The following is an 18,517-nucleotide window of genomic DNA, read 5'->3' on the forward strand; positions in this document are numbered from 1 at the left end:
CAGTCCGCCGAAGCGCGGCGATAGAGTGCATCGCGCCATGCCGGCGGTGCGAAGAACCTCGGGACAAGACGCTTCGTCGCCGGAGCCAATGCCAAGACGATGCGCTCAAGGCGGATGACCGGCTGCGCCAAGCGCAGCCGGTCCGGTGATAGGCGGGAGCCTGTGAGAGGCTTAGGGCTGCCCGCCGCCGCCGGATGCGCCATAAATCTGTCCCGTGGCATAGCTGGCATCGGAGGCGGCGAGCTGCACATAGATGGAGGCAAGTTCGGCCGGCTGGCCGGGCCGGCCCAGCGGCGTGTCGGCGCCAAAGCTGACAAGCTTGGCCTGGGTGGCGCCACCGCTGACCTGAAGCGGCGTCCAGATCGGGCCCGGCGCCACGCCATTGACGCGAATGCCCTTGGGCGCCAGCTGCTTGGCGAGCGATTTGGTAAAGCTCATCATCGCCGCCTTGGTCATCGCATAGTCCACCAGGTTTTCCGAGGGATCATAGGCCTGTTCCGAGGTGGTCTGGATGATCGTCGCGCCGGGCTTGAGATGCGGCAGCGCAGCCTTGGTGATCCAGAACATCGCATAGAGATTGGTCTTCATCGTCGCATCGAAATCGTCCGTCGAGATCTCGGCAAGTGCGGCACGCTGCTGCTGCCGGCTGGCATTGTTGACGAGAATATCGAGCCCACCCAGCGCATTGACCGTTTCCTCGATCATGCGCTGGCAATGGGCCTCGTCCCTGATGTCGCCGGGCAGCGCAAGCGCCCGCCGGCCGGCCTTCTGGATGAGGTCGACGACCTCGCGTGCATCCGGCTCTTCGTCCGGCAGGTAGCTGATGGCCACATCGGCGCCCTCGCGGGCATAGGCGATCGCGGCCGCACGCCCCATGCCGGAATCGCCACCTGTGATCAGCGCCTTGCGCCCGAGCAGGCGGCCGGAGCCCTTATAGCTGGTTTCCCCATGATCGGGGCGCGGCTGCATCTTGCTGGCAAGCCCCGGAAAGGGCTGGGACTGCGACGAGAAGGGCGGCTTGGCATAGGCCTCGCGCGGATCGCGCAGCGCCGGAGCCGCCATCTGCCCGTTGCCCGCCTGGCCTGTCGCGCCTTGAGACGCACCCTGAGCGGCCGGCGCCTGCTGGTCCTGTGCGCTGGCGACCCGCGCGCCGATGACTCCGCCCACCGTGGCGATGGTCGCGGACGCGCCGGCCATCACCGCCCGGCGGCTGACGGGCGCGCGGCCTTCCTTGTCTGACGTGCTCATCTCGTCTCTCCCTGTCTTGCCTGGCTCCAGGAACATCCCGCCGAGCCCATCTGTGCCGGCTTTCGGCCGCGATGGGTAACTGCGCGGCGCGCAAGGGGTTCCCACCTCCTGTCCTTCCTGGCCGCCGCTCGAAGCGGGGCCTTGCCGGGCCATGCAGCCAGGGGCGCGGGTGCCTGAGACGAGCCGCGCATCCGGCGCATGGCTGGCCTGCGCAGACCGCGCTAGTTCGTCCGGATCAAATCGATTAATTCTTTCTCATCGAAAGCGCTTCTCCTCCTCCCAAGTGCTTTTGGTCTGTCGATGATCTCACTCCTCCTCCCAGGGATCGTCGGCCCGAACGGCGGCACTCCTCCTCCCAAGCCGCCCGTTCACTTTTAGAGAAAGCCTGCCGCACCTCCTCCCGCGGCAGGCTTTTTCGTTTTGGGCGCTTTCCATTATCCTTCAGAGTGCAGCGGGTAGTGTCTCTGCATGAAAAACGCCCCGCTGATCCCTTCGGGATGCGGGGCGCGTGCGCTCGGAATGACGGAAGAACTGTTACAGATTGGCCAAGAGTTCGTTGATCCGGCTTTCCATATCGGCAAGCGAGGCATCGACCTCCTTCTGGCCGGTGATGGCCGCGCTCATTTCCTGGCCGATAATGTCCTGGATGGCGAATTGCCGCTGGACAGCCGAGGGAAGCGAGGTGCCGAGCTCGGCGATCGGCGCGACGGTGTCGCGGTGCGGCAGCGCCTTGAATTCGGCGCTTTCGATCACCGCCTTCATCGCCGGCAGATGGCCGGTGCGCGACCAGTCGAAATCATGGTCGGCCATGAATTTCAGGAACTTGCCGATCGCCGCCGTCTGCTCGTCGCTGCGATCTTTCTGCGACACGGCCAGACTGTGGCCATCGGCATATTGCGCATGCTTGCCGGCAAAGAGCTGTGGATAGGGATAGACCGCATAGCCGCCCTTGTTCAGCGCCGTGCCGGGCTTCTCGGCCGAGGCGGTGTAGTCGCCGATCATCCAGGTGCCGTTCAGATGCACGCCGCCTTCGCCCGCCAGGAAAGCGTTGATGCTGGCGGCATAGTCGAGATCCTTGGTCGTGTCGCCCTGGTCGAAGATCGCCTTGTACATCTCGACGACCTTCTTGGCCTCGGGCGTGTTGATCTTGACCTTGGTCGGATCGGCGAAGAACTCAGAGTTCTGCTGGAAGAGATAGGTGTAAAGGTTGCGGGTATAGAGCGCCGTCTCGTTGGCAAGGTTCTGGATCAGATAGGGCTTGCCCGTCTTTTCCTTGAACTGCTTGGCTTGCGCCAGCAATTCATCGACGCTCTTCGGCAGGATCGGCTTTCCGCTGGCATCGACCAGGCCCGCCTGCTTGAACAGGTCCATGTTGATGTGGAACAGCATGGTCCAGTTGTCGATCGGCAGGCCGTAGATCTTGCCGTCCTTGGTCACGCCATTGCGGCTGGCATCGGTGAAGTCGGCCGGCTTGATGCCGTTGGCGGCCAGCACGTCGTCGAGCGGGACGAGCAGGCCCTTCGACTGATAATCGGACAGCGCGGAATGGTGGATGGTGACGATATCGGGCGGATCGCCGGCGGCAAATTGCGCGGTCAGCTGGTCATAACCCGGCCATTCCACCGTGGTGACGGCCACATGGATATCCGGATTGTCGGCGTTGAACTTGTTGACCATCGAGGTGATGATCCCGCATTCGCCGACGGCCTTCGCGATATCGGTGTTGGAGCCGAAATCGGCGTCGCAGGCGCCGAAGAAGCGCTGGAACGTCAGCTCCGTGGCCGCCATGGCTGGATGGGCGGCGGCGAGTGCGGCGATTGACGCCGCGGCGAGCATGGTTTTGCGCAGCATGTGGATCATCGTGGTTTCCTCCCTGTTGAACTCTCGTCACGCGCCGCACCTTGGCCAGGACAGCGGGTCCGAAGGCGGATTGCGCCGCCTTCGGACTGCGCGCTTTAAAGATTGGCGAGCAATTCGTTGACGCGGCTTTCCATATCGGCAAGCGCGGCGTCGACCTCCTTCTGGCCGGTGACGGCAGCGCCCATCTCCTGGCCGACAATGTCTTGAATGGCAAAAACGCGCTGCACGCCGGAGGGCAGCGAGGTGCCCGTCGTGGCGATCGGCGCGATGGTGTCCCGATGCGGCAGCGCCTTGAACTCGGCGCTTTCGATCACCGCCTTCATCGACGGCAGGTGGCCGGTGCGCGCCCAATCGAAATCATGGGCCGCGAAAAAAGCCAGGAACTTGCCGATGGCGGCCGTTTCTTCCGGCGTCCTGTCCTTCTGCGACACGGCGAAGCTGTGCCCGTCGGCATATTGCGCCGGCCGGCCCGGGAAGATCTGCGGATAGGGATAGACGGCATAGCCACCCTTGTTCAGCGCCGTGCCTGCTTTTTCGGAGGAGGCATTATAGTCACCGATCACCCAGGTACCGTTCAGATGAACGCCGCCTTCGCCGGCCAGGAAGGCATTGATCCCAGCGGCATAGTCGAGCCCGTTGGCGATCTCGCCCTCAGCATAAAGCGTGCGCATAGCTTCAATCACGCTCTTGGCGGCAGGCAGGTTTAGCGTTGCCTTGGTTGGATCGGCAAAGGCATCGACATTCTGCTGGAAGAGGAAGCTGTAGAGCGTCCAGGCGAAATTCGCCGTCTCGTTGGCGGTCGGTTGAATGATATAAGGCTTGCCGGTCTTTTCCTTGAACTGCTTGGCCTGGGCCAGAAGCTCGTCGATGCTCTTCGGCAGGATCGGCTTGCCGCTGGCATCGACCAGGCCCGCCTGCTTGAAAAGGCCGAGATTGATGTGGAAGAGCAGGGTCCAGTTGTCGATCGGCAGGCCGTAGATCTTGCCGTCCTTGGTCACGCCCTTGCTGCTGGCATCGGTGAAATCGCCCGGCTTGACACCGGCGCTCGCCAGCACCTCGTCCAGCGGCAGTAGCAGGCCCTTGGTCTGATAATCCGCCAGCACCGACTGATGAATGGTGACGATATCGGGGGGATCGCCTGCGGCGAACTGAGCGGTCAACTGGTCGTAGCCCGGCCATTCAACCGTCGTTACGGAAATATGGATATCCGGATTGTCGGCGTTGAACTTGTTGATCATCGAAGTGATGATGCCGCATTCCCCCACGGCCTTGCTCACATCGGTGTTCGAACCGAAATCGGCATCGCAGGCGCCAAAGAAGCGCTGCAACTTCAATTCCGTTGCCGCCATGGCGCCTTGCGGCAAAAGGGCGGCGATGGTGCAGGCAGCGGCGGCTGCCAGCATGGATCTGCGCATAAGGGTCATCATGGTCTTGTCCTCCTGTCGACCGTGATTAAACCGACCGGCCCTTTCCCTGAGGCTTGTCGGCACCTTGCGGCCCAGCGGCGCGCGCCGCTGGGCCTGCGCGGAGGCCCTGGCAGCGGCTCCTTGTTTCCGCTGCCATTCCGCGATTGTCTTGCGGAGGCTCCCGACGCTCCGCATATGTCCATCTCCGCCGACGCAACGGGCGCCGGCATGCTTCACCTGACTGCCGCGCCCGAGACGGCGGTGACGATGTATTTCTGGAAGAAGAGATAAAGGATCAGGATCGGCGCGCCGGCGAAGACCGCCTGCGACATCAGGAAGCCCAGCCCTTCCGATTGCGCGAAATTGGTCTGCGTCGAGGCGATGCCGACCGTCAGCGTGTACATCTCCTTCTTGGTGCCGGAGATCAACGGCCAGAGATAATCGTTCCAGGCGCCGAGGAAGGTGAAGATGCCGAGCGTGGCCTGGGCCGGCAAAGTCAGCGGCAGCAGCACCTTCCAGAAGATCTTGAAGCGGCTGGCATTGTCGAGCAGCGCCGCCTCGTCCAGCTCCTTGGGGATGGCGCGGAAATATTGCGTCATCAGGAACACGCCGAACGGGGCGGAAAGATTGGGCAGGATCAGGCCCGGATAGGTGTTGTGCAGCTTCATCCAGCTGAAGAGCTGATGGCGGGCGATCAGCACCGCCTGTTCCGGCACCGCAAGGCCCATCAGCACGATGACGAACAGCACATTGCGGAAGGGAAAGTTCAGCCGCGCGAAGCCATAGCCGGCGAGCGAGGAGAGCACCAGCGTGCCGAGCGTCAAGCCGCCCGCGACAATAAGGCTGTTCAGGATCCAGCGGAAGACGGAAGAGGTGGCGAGGATGTTGAGATAGTTCTGGAGCGTGTAGGGCGCATGAAACACCGCGTTCATACTGACCATCAGCTCCTTATTGTCCTTCAAGGACAGCGCGACGACCCAGACGAGCGGCGCCATCATCGCGATCGCGGCGGCGATGGTCAGGCCGAGGATGATGCGGTCGCCCGTCGAGCGGCCGACCATGCCGGACGGTGCGCCGGAGGCGGGGCCTGAGGAAACGGCAGGGCTGCTCATGCGCTCTCTCCCTTGCGGCGCGAGACGAGGAACTGGACCATGGCGGCGAGCAGGATCATCACGAACAGCACTTCGGAGGCGGCGGCCCCGAGGCCGAGATCCCATTTGGTGAAGGCGGCCTCGTAGATGTAGAGCACCATCGGTTTGGAGACGTTGTTCGGGCCGCCATTGGTCATCAGCTTGGCCTGGCCGAAAAGCTGGAACTGCAGGACGATCTGGATCACCACCACAAGCACGAAGGTGCGCTTGATCGAGGGCAGGGTGATGTAGCGGAAGGTGCGCCAGCGGCTGGCATTGTCGAGTGCCGCAGCCTCGTAGATATCGCCGGGGATCTGCTGGAGCGCGGAGAGAAACAGCATCATCGGCAGGCCGATGCACCACCAGATGGTGGCGATCGCCACCGCGATCATCGCCAGGTCGGGATTGGAGAGAAAGGCGGGGGCCGTGGCGCCGAATCAGCCATAGACCGTGGCGAGCAGGCCGAAGCCCGGCACGAAGACGATGCGCCAGATCAGCGTGACGATGGTGACCGACAGCACCGAGGACGCGAAGAAGATGGTGCGCAGCACGGCGGTCGTCTTGCTGCGGCTGTTCAGCGCCAGCGCCAGCACCAGACCGATGATGGCAAGGGGCGGCACGGTGAGCACCACGAAATAGAGCGTGTTGCCGATCGCCTGCCAGAAGATCTTGTCATTATAGAGCCTGATATAATTGGCAAAGCCGACGAAGCGGCCCGTGGAAAAAGCATCGGCCTTGTGCAGGCTCATCCAGATGCCCCAGAACAGCGGCACGACCAGCAGGGCGACGAAGACCACGAGATAGGGCGCGACGAACAGGCCGTTGCGCCAGAGCGGCGCGTTGACATCCCGCAGCGCTGCCGGCGCCCTTGCGGTCGTCTTTGCGGGAGCAGCCAGGACGGTGTCAGCCATGAGCGGCCTCCACGGCATGGAAGGCGTGGCCCTCGCCATCGAAAAGATGCGCGCGGGCGCCATCGAGGACGAGCGGCACCCGGTCGCCGATGACCGCGCGGCTGAGGCCTATATCCTCTGCCACGATCATGCCGCCATCTTCCAGACGGATATAAAGCAGCGTGCGGTCGCCAAGGCGCTCCAGCACCTCGACCTGGCCGGAGGTGATTACGGTCTCGCCCGGACGGGCCGGCTTGACCGCTTCGGCGCGAATGCCGAGATCCAGCGCGCCCGGCGTCAGCCCGGCCATGGGCACCGTCGTCTGCAGCAGGCTGCGATCCGGCAGGCGGACACGGGCGAAGCCGCCTTCGTTCTCAAGCGTCACCGGCAGGAAGTTCATGGTCGGCGAGCCGACGAATGTGGCGACGAAGCGGCTGGCCGGCTTGGTATAGATCTCCATCGGTGTGCCGATCTGCTCGATCCGGCGGTTGTTCATCACTACCACGCGGTCGGCCAGCGTCATCGCCTCGATCTGGTCATGGGTGACGAAGATCATCGTAGATTTTACCCGATGGCGCAGCTGGGCGAGCTCGACGCGGGTGCGCACGCGAAGCGCGGCATCGAGATTGGAGAGCGGCTCGTCGAACAGGAAGGCCTTCGGTTCTTTCACGATCGCCCGGCCGATGGCCACGCGCTGCCGCTGGCCGCCCGAAAGCTGGCCGGGCTTGCGCTCCATCAAATGGCCGATCTCCAGCATGCGTGCGGCCTCGGTAAGCCTGGTGGCGATGACATCGGGGGGAACGCCGATATTCTTCAGCCCAAAGGCCATATTGTCGGCCACCGTCATATGCGGATAGAGCGCATAGGACTGGAACACCATGGCGAGATCGCGCTGGCCGGGCGGCAGCGTGTCGATGCGCTGGCCGTTGATGGCGATCGTGCCTTCGTCCACGCTTTCGAGCCCGGCGATCATGCGCAGAAGCGTTGACTTGCCGCAGCCGGAGGGCCCAAGAAAGACCATGAATTCATTGGCCTTGATGCTCAGCGACAACTTGTCCAGCACGGTCAGCGCGCCATAGCGCTTGGTGACCTCGGCAATCTCGATCTGGGCGGTCATGCGCTTGTCCTCCAAGCTTGCGACGGGGCGGCGGGCCTGTCGGCCTCTGTCCTTCCCCGTTTCCTCCTTGAGCCGCCTCCTCCCAACCGGCGGGCCGGGAGGAGGCGTGGTCCTTACTTTTGCCCGCGCCGGCTCTCCTCAGCCGGTTCGGGCGTTTTCGGCTTCGCGGGGCCCTTTACGTTCGTGGCGCGCCCCTCATCTGCCTACCGGCATCCGACCGGGGAGGAGCCACGGGTCTCGTCCCGTCCTTCGGACCCCCGCAGGGGAGAAGAGACGCTAAAGAGAACGCCCACCTCATCGAAGGCCCGGCATTTATGGCACAAGCCTCCTCTCCCCATCGGGGAGAGGGCAGGGTGAGGGGGCTTCTCGGCCTTCCGGCCCCGACAGGTCCGTCAGACCTTCAGCCGGATCATCCGATAGCTCAGCGGCGCGATCGACGCCGTCAGCCGGCCCTCGCTGACCACAGCCTCTTCGCCCTTTACCGGCTTCACCGCGTCCGGCGCATCGGCCGTGTTGGTGATCTGCAAATCCGAATGGGCGATCACCTGATCGTCAACCACCGAAGCCGCGCCGAATTCGAGCAACGACACGTCGAGATCGAGCGCTTCGGTCAGATGACGGTTGACCAGGAAGAAGGTGACATGGCCGGAGGCGGCATCATGCACGGCCGAGACATCGAGATAGGGCACCGCGCCCACATCCTTGGCCTCATAGGTCGGGCTGTCGACCATCAGCTTCAGTGCCGTGCCGCGCCCGAAGACCGAGGCGAAATAATAGGGGTAGAAGATCGTCTGGCGCCAGGCCGCGCCGCCCGGCTCGGTCATGATCGGAGCGATGACATTGACCAACTGCGCGAGGCAGGCGATCTTCACCACATCGGCACGGTTAATGAAGGTGTTGAGAATGCAGCCGACCTGCAGCACGTCCTCGAAATTATAGTCGTCTTCGAGCAACGGCGGCGCCTCCGGCCAGCCTTCGCCGCCTTCCAGGATTGCCTTGTCCCGCTCCTTCGAGTGATACCAGACATTCCACTCGTCAAAGGAAATATAGACATCCTTGGCTGAGCGCTTCTTCGCCTTGGTGTAGGAAATCACGCCGGCAATGGTGGCGATGTAATTGTCCAGCTCCAGGCTGCGGGCGAGATAATGCGCCGTATCCTTGGCCCGGTTCTCGAAATACATATGCAGCGAGATGTAATCGACCTCGTTATAGGTATGGTCGAGAACGGTCGCTTCCCATTGCGGATAGGTCGGCATATGCGCATTGGAGGAGCCGCAGACCACCAGTTCCAGGCTGCTGTCGAAGGCGCGCATGGCCTTGGCGGTCTCATGCGCCAGACGGCCATATTCATCCGCTGTCTTGTGGCCGATCTGCCAGGGGCCGTCCATCTCATTGCCCAGGCACCAGAGCTTGACGTCGAAAGGTGCTTCGCGGCCATTGGCGCGGCGCTTGTCGCTCCAGGCGCTGCCGCCGGGGTGATTGGTATATTCCAGAAGGTTGCGGGCATCGTCCAGCCCGCGCGAGCCGAGATTGACCGCCATCATCAGCTCGGTGCCGACCTTGTCGCACCAGTCGGCAAATTCATGCAGGCCGACCTGGTTGCTCTCGGAGGTGTGCCAGGCGAGATCGAGGCGCACCGGGCGCTCTTCGCGCGGACCGACGCCGTCTTCCCAATTATAGGCGGAGACGAAATTGCCGCCGGGATAACGCACGACCGGAACCTGCAATTCCTTGACCAGGTCGATCACATCGCCGCGAAAGCCGGCCTCGTCGGCGGTTGCGTGGCCCGGCTCGTAGATGCCGGTATAGACCGCGCGCCCCAGATGCTCGATGAACGAGCCATAGAGCCTCGGATCAATTTCCGAAACCGTGAACTTGCTGTGGGCAACAACCGCAGCCTTCATGCCATCCTCCCGCCGGGCGACGCGGCCTGCATGGCGGCGCGCCCGTTTCTTCATGCCGATCTGTCATCTCGAATCCGGGGCTCGCGCCGCTCCTCAAACGACGGGAGACCAGATCCTCGGCGCCGACGTCAAAGCGTCATGCGCCTGTGCTTAAGGTTCGTGGCTGGCGGGTGCCAAGGGAAGCCATCGCGCCATCCACGACCATCCCGGCTGCTGGCGCCGGAATGACAATATCAAAATTCATGATTCATATCATGATTTGAGATTAATAAAGCGAAGGCGAGCGTCCGGGTCAAGCGGAAAAGTTTGTGCGTTGCGCCATGGCGCGACAAGGCTTACCGCACCGTCAGGCGCATCAGGATGTCCTGATCGTAATTGCCGAAGCCGCGCCCGAAAATATTGATGCCGCCGGGATGACGGGCATCCTCGCGCACGCCGATGCGCAGGCGGATGGAGTGATGGGCAACGAGATCGAGATCGCCGAGTGTGATGTCGGACAGCCTGATGCCATCGACATAGGTGCCATCTTCGCGAATGCGGAAACTCTTGAGCTTGCCATATTGCGAGCCCTTCAACTTCCACCAATCCGGTGTGTAAGCCCCTCTTTTATCACCGAAATCTCCCGGAGAGGTCCAGGTCGCGATATCCAGCCCGTTGACGGTCAGCGTGATGTCGGACGGCCAGTCCGCGCTGGTGCCGGGCACCTCGGAGGAGAGCTCCAGCACGAATTCGATCTCGCGGATTGCCAGATTGGAAAGCCGGGCATTGTTGGGGAACTGGTACTCGACATAGCCGCGCGTGAACCAGATCAAGCCCGCCTTCATCCTGTCCGGATCGAGAAAGGTGGACGGCACATCCAGCAGGCCGATGATCCCCTCGCTCGAACAGAGGCCGCAGGGGGCAGAGACCTCGAAGCCGGTATAAAGGCCAAGCGGCATCGCGACCTCGATCGCGTCCGGATCAGCTTTTGCGATAGGGTCGTCGAAGCGGATGAGGATCTCGTCATAGAGGCTATGGCAGATCTTCTGGCTGCCCTTGCGCGCCTTCACCGTCTCCGTGCGGATCAGCCCGGCTTCCTGCAGCATCTGCACATTGATCGAGACGCTGGATTGCGGCTGGCCGAGGAGATCCGCCAGTTCATTGACATTCAGCGCGCCCTTGGCCTGCAATTGCTTGAGAATGGCAATACGAGCCGGCGACGCAAGGCCTTTAAGGACGGCGGCATGTTCCAGCGGATCGACGAGAAGAAAATTGCGGCTCATGACGACCTGATACGGATAGAGGATCGTTATCCGTATCAGGTTTTATGATGTAATCAACTGGCTGGTGCCTGGGGCAAGGCCCTCTTCAAAGATCTATGAGAATGGACGGACCATCGGCCGCCTCGGCGCCATTCGGCGATTAACGCGCTGTCGCGCCCTTCAATGCTTCTGCGGTAATGCTCGCAACGTTGATGTTGTCCATGTCATCATCCTTGAAGCGCCGGAACGCGCCAATAAGGAGCATGATCGTGACTGTCGTGATCGAAACCAGTGGTGCCACAAACATCGCAATGGCAACTGCCGGCGGGATGAGAACGAAAGCTCCCCAGAAGTAGTGGTGGGCAGCGTGCATCATAGCTGCCGCCATGAAAACGATGACGGTAACCGCGATACCGACCGTGAAATACCGAACTCTTATCCGCTGTTTGACTTCTGATATCAGGAGGTCACGGTGTAGCGCTTCGGCACTGAGAGCTGCCGCATCCATTTTTTCTTCAAGCGCGGCGATGCGAGCTTCAAGAAACGGAGCATCCCCGCCCTCTCTCTGGGTTTCCGTCATAGGTGCAGGAGCGGGCGGAGGAACATCGCTTGTCATGGATCACCGCGCGTGATTTTGCCTTAACTGCTGGTAGTGGGGCAGAATGATCTCATTTGGGATAGAGGCAAAATAGCCACGCTGCTTTGTCGCCTGATCCCAAGGTCCGCCAGGTATATGGGTCATGTCAGATAGCCTCTGCGCTGAAAGGCTGCCGTAGCTTTTGTAGATTTGTTCGAGCAAATGAACATCTGACGGCGCTATCGTGCGATCCGTCACAGCAACAGGTTGCCGTACTTCAACGCCCTGAGACCGGAAGGCATTGTAGACGTCGGGGATAACGGGGCCGAATTTCCATGCCTCGATCTTATTGATGATCAAGGGCGATCGCTGCATTTCCAAATGCCAACCGTGCGAAATGTAGATGAGCTTAAGAAGTTGCATAATCGTCAAGCGCCGACCGTCCTGCTCGGCGCGTTTTACGAACCAGTTGGCTATCAGTCGTGCGTCGTACATCCAACCCTCCGGTTCGTGTCGAGTTTACGTGCATTATATGGGGTGGCGAATTAACACATCCAATTCGGATTCGATACCGTCAAGCCTACCACACGGGTCGTCGCTGTCGATCAGGTCGATGAATTACATCAATTTCCGGAGGAGGAGGCGTTAGGCGGAGCATGTGGCTGCTGTAAGCATGAAGGATCTGACCACAGCTACCCGGTGCTTCCGCGAACTTACCCGATCCAAAGCCGCGTCCCCAGTGCCGCGAGCAAGGCGGTGGGCATGACCACCGCGCCGACCTTCAGGAAGCGCCAGAAGCCGACATCTTCGCCCTCGCGTCGGATGGCCTGCAGCCAGAGGATGGTGGCGAGCGAGCCGGTGACCGAGAGATTCGGCCCGAGATCGACCGAGATCAGCAGGCTGTCGATCACGAGCCGGGGCGGGGTTGCCTGCTGGACCGCCAGGCTGGTGATCAGCCCGGCCGGCAGGTTGTTGATGAGGTTGGAGCCGAAGGCGAGCACGGTGCCGGCGGCGGCAGCCAGCATGGTGGGGCTCAGATCCTGACGGCTGAGCAGACCGGCGACGAAGGCGATGACGCCGGTGCGGTTCAGCGCCTCGACCAGCACGAAGAGGCCGGCGACGAGCAGCAACACGCCCCAGGACACCTCTTTGACCAGCGGCAGCGGCGCGCGGCGGGTAAGGATGCAAACACCGAGCAACGAGAGAATGCCGGCGATCGCCGTCGGCAGGCCAAGCTCCATGTCGAGGGCCGAGACGACGATCAGCAAAATGGCGGTGAGCGCGATGGCGGCAAAGGCGGCGATGCCTCCGCGCCCGAGCGGCTTGCGCTCCACGGCTCTAGCACAGGCGCCCGAGAGCCGCTTGCGCTCCATGAACCACAGCGCCAGGAAGGTGACGCCGACCGAGGCGAGCGAGGGCAGGGCGAAGGAGGCGAACCAGGCCGAGAGCGCCGGCATCTGCCCGCCATAGAGCACGAGATTGGCCGGATTGGAGATCGGCAGCACGAAGCTTGCGGCATTGGCGATCAGCGCGCAGGCAAAGAGCAGGGGCAGAGGCTCGGCCCGTGCCGCGCGAGCAGCGGCAAAGACGGCCGGCGTCAGCACGACGGCGGTGGCATCGTTCGACAGAAAGACGGTAACGAGCGTGCCGGTGAGATAGACCAGCACGAAGAGGCGGAAGGTCGAGCCCTTCGCATGGTTGACGGCCGTGGCCGCAAGCCAGTCGAACAGGCCTTCGGCCCGGGCGGTCTCGCTGAGCAGCATCATGCCGATCAGGAAGAGATAGACATCCATGCCCTCGCCAATCGCATGAAGCGCGGCATCCGGCGGGATGAGCCCGAGCATGATGAGCAGAAGGGCGCCGGAAACGGCCCAGATCCATTCCGGCCAGCGCATTGGCCGCGCGATCACGCCCGCCGTCGCCAGCCCGGCGATCGCCCATGTCAGAGATGTCATGCGTCTTCCTTGCTAAGATCCAGCCCAAGATCGAATTCGCCAGCGCTTGTGCCGGGCCTTCACGTGGAAGGCAAGCGGGCGAAGCGGCGTCAAGGCACTGGGATCGTCGCCTTTTGCGTAGATGAGAATAGGCGGAAGAAGGAAATGTCCAGAGGGCTGCCTCGACGCATTCGCCAGTGCGCGTCAAAGCGGCTTGGTCTTTCTCCGGCTTCGTCAGTCAGGCTGCTCCCGCAGGCGAAATCTCTTGATTATGACAACGGCGCTGCGCATAAGGCAGCCAGCCTTTTCGGGAGAGTCCACCTGGGCGTGCGAGAGCCGGCGGTGTCGCCGACGCGCATGGCCCGATGCCGATCATGATCGATATGGAGACGCGCCGGTCCCCATCTCCATCATGATCTCACGGAGAGGCGTCACGTGAACGAGATTGCCATTTTCAGCGGCAGTGCCCATCCCGAATTGGCGGAGGAGATTTGCTCCTGTCTCGGCGTGCCCCTTCACCCGATCCGCACCAAACGCTTTTCCAATGATTGCCTGGAAGTGCAGTTGCAGGCCAATTGCCGTCAGCAGGATGTGTTCATTATCCAGCCCTTGAGCGCGCCGGTGCAGGAAAACCTGATGGAGCTCCTCTTGATGCTGGACGCCGCGCGCGGCGCCTCGGCCTCCCGGATCACCGCCGTCATTCCGCATTTTTCCTATGCCCGCTCCGACAAGAAGGACGCACCGCGCATCTCCATCGGCGGGCGTCTCGTCGCCGATCTTCTGGTGACCGCCGGTGCCAATCGCGTGCTGACCATGACCTTGCACTCCCCGCAGGTGCATGGCTTCTTCAGCGTGCCGGTGGACCAGTTGCATGCGCTGAACGAGCTGGCCGATCACTTCGCGCGCTATGATCTGAGCCGGGGTGTGGTGGTGTCTCCCGATCTCGGAAATGCCAAGAACGCGGCCGTTTTCGCCAAGCGCTTGAATGTGCCCGTGGCTGCCGGCGCGAAGGAGCGGGTGAACGACACGCAGGTGCGCATCTCCGCACTGATCGGCGATGTGCGCAACCGGGATGTAATCGTGCTGGATGACGAGATATCGAGCGGCGGCTCGATCCTCGAACTCCTGCAGCATCTGCGTGCCCACGGCGCCCGCAGCATTCGCATTGCCACCACCCATGGCATCTTCGCCGGCTCTGCCGTGTCGCGCCTTGCGGCCGAGCCGGACGTGCTGGAGATCGTTTGCACCAACACCGTGCCGATTGCCCGCGAAAAGCGCCTGCCCAAGCTGACCGTGCTGTCCGTTGCGCCGGCTTTTGCCGAAACCATGCGCCGGATCAATTCCGGCGATTCCGTCAGCGCGCTGTTTGCCGACGAGCAGCCGACCTTCCGACCCGCTGCGGCCTCGCTCTAAAGCCCAGGCGTTGCGCTGAGGCCGGCGGCGGGTGCCTCCAATAGTTGAGAGGGCGGGCCGTATCGGCTGCCGGAACATAGGCATGCAAAGCGTGGCGTCATGGCCGACGTGTCTCGACGCGATCTTGGCCCAATTTCAGGCCTCTTGACATTCCTCCGTGCCCTGGCGAGTCTCGGCGGACAGGAGGATCGTCGGATTTCGTCTGTGCCGGTGAAGGCGAATAGCCCTTCGTCTTCATCGACTTGCAGCCCGACGACGAGGAGAAAGGGCACGTCCGGCCTTCCGGCACGATCGCTTCGGGCCCCACGGGCGCCGACGTCGAGGCAACGCAAGCGCTATCACCAACGTTGGGACCTCGGTTCGCGTCAGGCGCTGCGATGGAGCAAGAAGCAGAGCATGCGACAAGACAGACACGGCTTCGGCCGCTCGCTGGCGGCGGCTCTCGGCGCGCCCGCAGGTGAGGTCGCGAAAATCGCGCGGCCGGTCGGAAAGCAGCCGGCTTCCAGCGCCGCTGGCGATCGTCCGCCCGCGCTCGATCATGCCGAGCTGCATATGCGCCTGCCCATCCTGATCGACCGCAGGGCGACGGATCCCGCAAGTGAGACACGCGTGGCGGACCGAGGCTACGACAAGGTCGCCATCTCGGCGGCCGATGATATCGAGACCCGTCTCGACTGGCTTCCTTGCCGGCCCGCCATCATGCCCAAGATCCGCTTTGCATTCTGCACAGAAACACCCGCGAGACGCGTCCCCATGCTCCCCGGTCGGCATCGTGCGCTCACATGACGCATCGCCTCGGATCGAACAGCGCGACGGGCGCGCCGTCCCGCCGGAAGCTTTTGGCCAGCATTGCCTTCATGGGGCTGATGGCGTCGATCATCCTCGTTTTTCTGCGCCCGCTCGGCGTAGCGGAGTGGGTCTCCCTCGTCATCAGCATCGCCTTCGTGCTGTTGGGATGCGTCGTGCTCTGGCGGCAGAGGGAGGGAAAGCGCGCCACGAGCCGGGTCGCCGCGCTCTCCGCCGGTTTTGCCGCCAGGCCTGCGGACGAGGACGCGTTTCCCCATCTCGACGCCATCGTAGGCAGCCCGTCGCCGCAAGAGCGGCAGGCGATCGAGACGGTTCTGAGCGCGCTCATGGAGGCCGAGGCTCTGGATCCCGGCGAAGTCGATGCCGATCTCCTCTGGCGGGCCGCACAAGAGCTCGATCCCGGCGAAACCATCGGAATCGGGGAGGCGATCAATGCATTTGGAACGCTTCACGAAGCCGGCCGCTTCGAAGCGCGACGCATGACCTTCGTCCCCGTCCATGTCGAATATGACAGCGCGCTGCTGGCTGCTATCGCCCTTTCGATCCTGCGCTCCCTCGGCCATCGGATTGGCGCAGACGACATCCGGCTGACGCTCGCCGAAAGGGGAACGGAGGTCGAGGCATCCATGGCTTTGACCCTTGAGGACCGCGTCGAAACCATTACCTTCCCCTTCCTGTTCAAGGATGCGGCCCCGGAGCTCTTTCCCGCCCTTGCGCGGCTCGGCCGCGCGAAAGAGCCGCGTGTCCTCGTCTGTGCCGATCCCGGTTATCAGGCGCTCGTCTTCGTCGCCGTGCGGCCCGGCAGCGAGGAACTGCTGAACCGCCGGCTTTCTGCCAATGGCAATCTCTTCGGCCCGCCATGAGCGATGTCGCACGCAAGGAAGGACTCACGCATTGGGAGGCAAGACCGGAATGGCAGGACGTAGACGACATGTCGGTTGCTGGCTGGTGGTCGTTTTCGGCACGCTCGCAATGGCGCTGCCGGCGGGCGCTGGAACCGGGACCAACGCCGCCGCAACGGCGGCGACAGACCTGCATCCGGCGGATTACTTCCGCAAGGCGGCGGACAGCTTTGCGGCGGGACGCAAGGACGAGGCGACCTTCTGGCTCTATGTCGCGCAGTTGCGCTGGCGGGGCCGTCTGGCCGCCCATCCCGAACTCAATCCGACCGGCGAGCCCGCCCTCTTCGCCTCGCTGATGGAAACGATCGGGCGGCCTATCAACGAATATGCTTTCGGCAATGTCGCGAAAGCGACGGCGATCATCGATCGGGCGCTCGCGTGGGATGCGGCCCATCCCGATCGGTCCGTGCCGGAAGATGTGCGCCGGACCATGCGCTCCGGACTGATCGGCCTTCGCGACGACATGCGCCGCAATGCCAGGGATGTTCGACGCCAACGCACCGAGAACGGGCTGACGAACCGTTGAACGTTCTTGGATCGCCGAAAGCCGAGAGGAGCTGCGGGAAAGGAGGAAAACATGGATCCACGGGTGAAGGCGCCGCTGCGGTGGCTGGCCTGCTATCTTGGTCTCGTCGTCACTGTGCTCGCCTGGACGATAGGCACGGCACAAGCGGAAACGGTGCTCGGCACCATGCGCTTCGAGGCGCCTGTCTTAGGATGGGAGACGAAGCCCGTCCGCGGCGGCATGATCTTCCAGAAGCAATTCCCGGCGGATGACGACAATAACCGAAAAGGCGCCGCCATGATTCAGGTCCTGGGCCCGTTCCAGGGCGCGCCTACCCGCCTCGACGAGCTTTTCGAGTCCGCGCTCGCCAATGTGAAGGGCTTGAGCGAGGAAAGGCCGATCCTGAAATCGGATGGCCTGACCTCGAATGGCCATCGCATCCGCTCCGACTATCGCTGCTGCGCGCGGGTGAAAAACATCTCGGCCAGCCAAAGCACGGTCGTCATCGCCTCGCAGAAGAGCCAGGTCGTGCTTGCGCTGCTCGGGCTCGGGTTGAGGGGCAAGGCACAGAAGACGGCAGAAGCGGAGTTTGCGGCTCTCGTGCGCTCGGTGCGGATCGAGCCGGAGGACAAGCCCTTCGCTCTGCAGCCGGCAAGCGGCGACGGCGGTCTCGACGGCGCCTATACCCATCTCGACACCGGCGTCCGTCCCAACGCCTTTGGCGGCATGGACACTTATTCCGACAGCACGATCACCGTCTTCGATCCATCGGGGCTATTCTCGACCGAGGTCCCGAAGGGCGGCGACATCGCCGCCTTTTGCCGCGACCATTCCGAGCATTGCGGGCTTTACAGGCTCATCGGTGGCGGCTTCTTCGGCGGCGCATCAGAGATCGAGATGCGCTCGGTCGCCAACGCATTCGGGGTGATCGAGACCGAGACGAAGGCCCTCGCGAAGAAGGGCGACGATCTCCTCATCGACGACGGAGCCTACAACAAGCTGCAACCCTTTCCCGGGGGCACGACGTTCAATGGAACATGGCGCGACTTCTTCGCCTCTGTTGGCACGACGGCCTTCTCTTCGGCCAGCATCGCCAGCGAGCGCCTCCTGACGCTATCGCCGGACGGCACGTTCAAGCGGACCGGCTGGTCCGGCGCGAGCAGCACCAGCGATGTCGGCGATACGACGACCGGCTTTACATCGGGCGGCGAGCGACCGGCCGCGTCCGGACGCTATCGCATCGAGGGCTATTCTCTCGACTTGACCGGTTCGGACGGGAAGACGGAACGCTTGTCGATCTTCGCCCCCGATCGCGGCTCGGATTCCGTTCTCGTCATCGACGGCGTAAACTATCTGAAACAGGAGTGACGACGGGCATTGCCACGTGATGCGGCATCGCATCGAGGTGCCAGACATGCCGCATTCGCGCGATCGCTGGAACTCCGGATGCGCTTGCTTGTTCGATCGAGGATAGTTCTCGGTTCTGATCATGGACAGCCCGCGCCGGACGTCACTGAAGATCTGCTTCCCGCATTGGTGCCGCCCGCCACGCCAGATGGAACAGGCCGGAGCGGCTGATGGCG

At 62.9% G+C, this 18,517-nt stretch carries 15 protein-coding genes and 1 pseudogene; 5 read left to right on the forward strand and 11 right to left on the reverse strand.

Annotated features, from left to right (window positions below; genetic code table 11):
• Window positions 1-171 precede the first annotated feature (171 nt).
• The 11 genes and pseudogenes from BMX61_RS10570 to BMX61_RS10620 form a co-directional block, all read right to left on the reverse strand.
• The gene (locus tag BMX61_RS10570; RefSeq protein ID WP_083639640.1) at window positions 172-1,248 is read right to left on the reverse strand and encodes an SDR family oxidoreductase; all 1,077 of its coding nucleotides are present in this window, start codon (window positions 1,246-1,248) and stop codon (window positions 172-174) included.
• 534 nt (window positions 1,249-1,782) lie between these two features.
• Window positions 1,783-3,108 (reverse strand): extracellular solute-binding protein, encoded by a 1,326-nt coding sequence (locus BMX61_RS10575; RefSeq protein WP_075629852.1) that lies wholly within the window; start codon window positions 3,106-3,108, stop codon window positions 1,783-1,785.
• 95 nt (window positions 3,109-3,203) lie between these two features.
• Window positions 3,204-4,532, reverse strand: coding sequence for an extracellular solute-binding protein (locus tag BMX61_RS10580; protein ID WP_407703765.1), 1,329 nt, complete (start codon window positions 4,530-4,532; stop codon window positions 3,204-3,206).
• 215 nt (window positions 4,533-4,747) lie between these two features.
• Window positions 4,748-5,626 (reverse strand): carbohydrate ABC transporter permease, encoded by an 879-nt coding sequence (locus BMX61_RS10585; RefSeq protein WP_075629850.1) that lies wholly within the window; start codon window positions 5,624-5,626, stop codon window positions 4,748-4,750.
• Window positions 5,623-6,555, reverse strand: a pseudogene (locus BMX61_RS10590) (carbohydrate ABC transporter permease). Before BMX61_RS10590 ends, BMX61_RS10585 begins: the two are co-directional and overlap by 4 nt.
• Window positions 6,548-7,651 (reverse strand): ABC transporter ATP-binding protein, encoded by a 1,104-nt coding sequence (locus BMX61_RS10595; RefSeq protein WP_075629931.1) that lies wholly within the window; start codon window positions 7,649-7,651, stop codon window positions 6,548-6,550. Before BMX61_RS10595 ends, BMX61_RS10590 begins: the two are co-directional and overlap by 8 nt.
• Before the next feature lie 392 nt (window positions 7,652-8,043).
• Window positions 8,044-9,555, reverse strand: coding sequence for an arabinosylfuranosidase ArfA (gene arfA, locus BMX61_RS10600; RefSeq protein ID WP_075629930.1), 1,512 nt, complete (start codon window positions 9,553-9,555; stop codon window positions 8,044-8,046).
• 335 nt (window positions 9,556-9,890) lie between these two features.
• Window positions 9,891-10,817, reverse strand: a complete 927-nt coding sequence (locus tag BMX61_RS10605) for an ArsR/SmtB family transcription factor (protein ID WP_075629849.1) — start codon at window positions 10,815-10,817, stop codon at window positions 9,891-9,893.
• Between the two features lie 139 nt (window positions 10,818-10,956).
• Window positions 10,957-11,412, reverse strand: coding sequence for a hypothetical protein (locus BMX61_RS10610; RefSeq protein WP_139198909.1), 456 nt, complete (start codon window positions 11,410-11,412; stop codon window positions 10,957-10,959).
• A 3-nt stretch (window positions 11,413-11,415) separates the two neighbouring features.
• Window positions 11,416-11,868 (reverse strand): Panacea domain-containing protein, encoded by a 453-nt coding sequence (locus BMX61_RS10615; RefSeq protein WP_075629847.1) that lies wholly within the window; start codon window positions 11,866-11,868, stop codon window positions 11,416-11,418.
• A 218-nt stretch (window positions 11,869-12,086) separates the two neighbouring features.
• Window positions 12,087-13,328 carry an arsenic transporter gene (locus BMX61_RS10620; RefSeq protein WP_075629846.1) on the reverse strand — a complete coding sequence of 414 codons (1,242 nt, stop codon included), beginning with the start codon at window positions 13,326-13,328 and terminating at the stop codon, window positions 12,087-12,089.
• Between the two features lie 414 nt (window positions 13,329-13,742).
• Here BMX61_RS10620 and BMX61_RS10625 point away from each other — a divergent pair, with 414 nt between their 5' ends.
• The 5 genes from BMX61_RS10625 (at window position 13,743) to BMX61_RS10645 (ending at window position 18,302) form a co-directional block, all read left to right on the forward strand.
• Window positions 13,743-14,720 carry a ribose-phosphate diphosphokinase gene (locus BMX61_RS10625; RefSeq protein ID WP_075629845.1) on the forward strand — a complete coding sequence of 326 codons (978 nt, stop codon included), beginning with the start codon at window positions 13,743-13,745 and terminating at the stop codon, window positions 14,718-14,720.
• A 396-nt stretch (window positions 14,721-15,116) separates the two neighbouring features.
• A complete protein-coding gene (locus tag BMX61_RS10630) occupies window positions 15,117-15,506 on the forward strand; it encodes a hypothetical protein (protein WP_075629844.1) in 390 nt (129 codons plus the stop codon).
• Window positions 15,503-16,390, forward strand: a complete 888-nt coding sequence (locus BMX61_RS10635; protein WP_075629843.1) for a hypothetical protein — start codon at window positions 15,503-15,505, stop codon at window positions 16,388-16,390. Before BMX61_RS10630 ends, BMX61_RS10635 begins: the two co-directional genes overlap by 4 nt.
• A 49-nt stretch (window positions 16,391-16,439) precedes the next feature.
• Window positions 16,440-16,955, forward strand: coding sequence for a hypothetical protein (locus BMX61_RS10640; protein WP_139198910.1), 516 nt, complete (start codon window positions 16,440-16,442; stop codon window positions 16,953-16,955).
• A gap of 51 nt (window positions 16,956-17,006) precedes the next feature.
• Window positions 17,007-18,302 carry a hypothetical protein gene (locus BMX61_RS10645; RefSeq protein WP_075629841.1) on the forward strand — a complete coding sequence of 432 codons (1,296 nt, stop codon included), beginning with the start codon at window positions 17,007-17,009 and terminating at the stop codon, window positions 18,300-18,302.
• Window positions 18,303-18,517: the final 215 nt, after the last annotated feature.

It is taken from the genome of Xaviernesmea oryzae, assembly GCF_900109605.1.
Classification (GTDB): domain Bacteria; phylum Pseudomonadota; class Alphaproteobacteria; order Rhizobiales; family Rhizobiaceae; genus Xaviernesmea; species Xaviernesmea oryzae.

Excerpts from the sequence above, each read along its gene's own strand:
- BMX61_RS10570 (WP_083639640.1), bottom strand. The coding sequence starts at position 1,248 with ATGAGCACGTCAGACAAGGAAGGCCGCGCGCCCGTCAGCCGCCGGGCG.
- BMX61_RS10575 (WP_075629852.1), bottom strand. The coding sequence starts at position 3,108 with ATGATCCACATGCTGCGCAAAACCATGCTCGCCGCGGCGTCAATCGCC.
- BMX61_RS10580 (WP_407703765.1), bottom strand. The coding sequence starts at position 4,532 with ATGACCCTTATGCGCAGATCCATGCTGGCAGCCGCCGCTGCCTGCACC.
- BMX61_RS10585 (WP_075629850.1), bottom strand. The coding sequence starts at position 5,626 with ATGAGCAGCCCTGCCGTTTCCTCAGGCCCCGCCTCCGGCGCACCGTCC.
- BMX61_RS10595 (WP_075629931.1), bottom strand. The coding sequence starts at position 7,651 with ATGACCGCCCAGATCGAGATTGCCGAGGTCACCAAGCGCTATGGCGCG.
- arfA (WP_075629930.1), bottom strand. The coding sequence starts at position 9,555 with ATGAAGGCTGCGGTTGTTGCCCACAGCAAGTTCACGGTTTCGGAAATT.
- BMX61_RS10605 (WP_075629849.1), bottom strand. The coding sequence starts at position 10,817 with ATGAGCCGCAATTTTCTTCTCGTCGATCCGCTGGAACATGCCGCCGTC.
- BMX61_RS10610 (WP_139198909.1), bottom strand. The coding sequence starts at position 11,412 with ATGACAAGCGATGTTCCTCCGCCCGCTCCTGCACCTATGACGGAAACC.
- BMX61_RS10615 (WP_075629847.1), bottom strand. The coding sequence starts at position 11,868 with ATGTACGACGCACGACTGATAGCCAACTGGTTCGTAAAACGCGCCGAG.
- BMX61_RS10620 (WP_075629846.1), bottom strand. The coding sequence starts at position 13,328 with ATGACATCTCTGACATGGGCGATCGCCGGGCTGGCGACGGCGGGCGTG.
- BMX61_RS10630 (WP_075629844.1), top strand. The coding sequence starts at position 15,117 with ATGCGACAAGACAGACACGGCTTCGGCCGCTCGCTGGCGGCGGCTCTC.
- BMX61_RS10635 (WP_075629843.1), top strand. The coding sequence starts at position 15,503 with ATGACGCATCGCCTCGGATCGAACAGCGCGACGGGCGCGCCGTCCCGC.
- BMX61_RS10640 (WP_139198910.1), top strand. The coding sequence starts at position 16,440 with ATGGCAGGACGTAGACGACATGTCGGTTGCTGGCTGGTGGTCGTTTTC.
- BMX61_RS10645 (WP_075629841.1), top strand. The coding sequence starts at position 17,007 with ATGGATCCACGGGTGAAGGCGCCGCTGCGGTGGCTGGCCTGCTATCTT.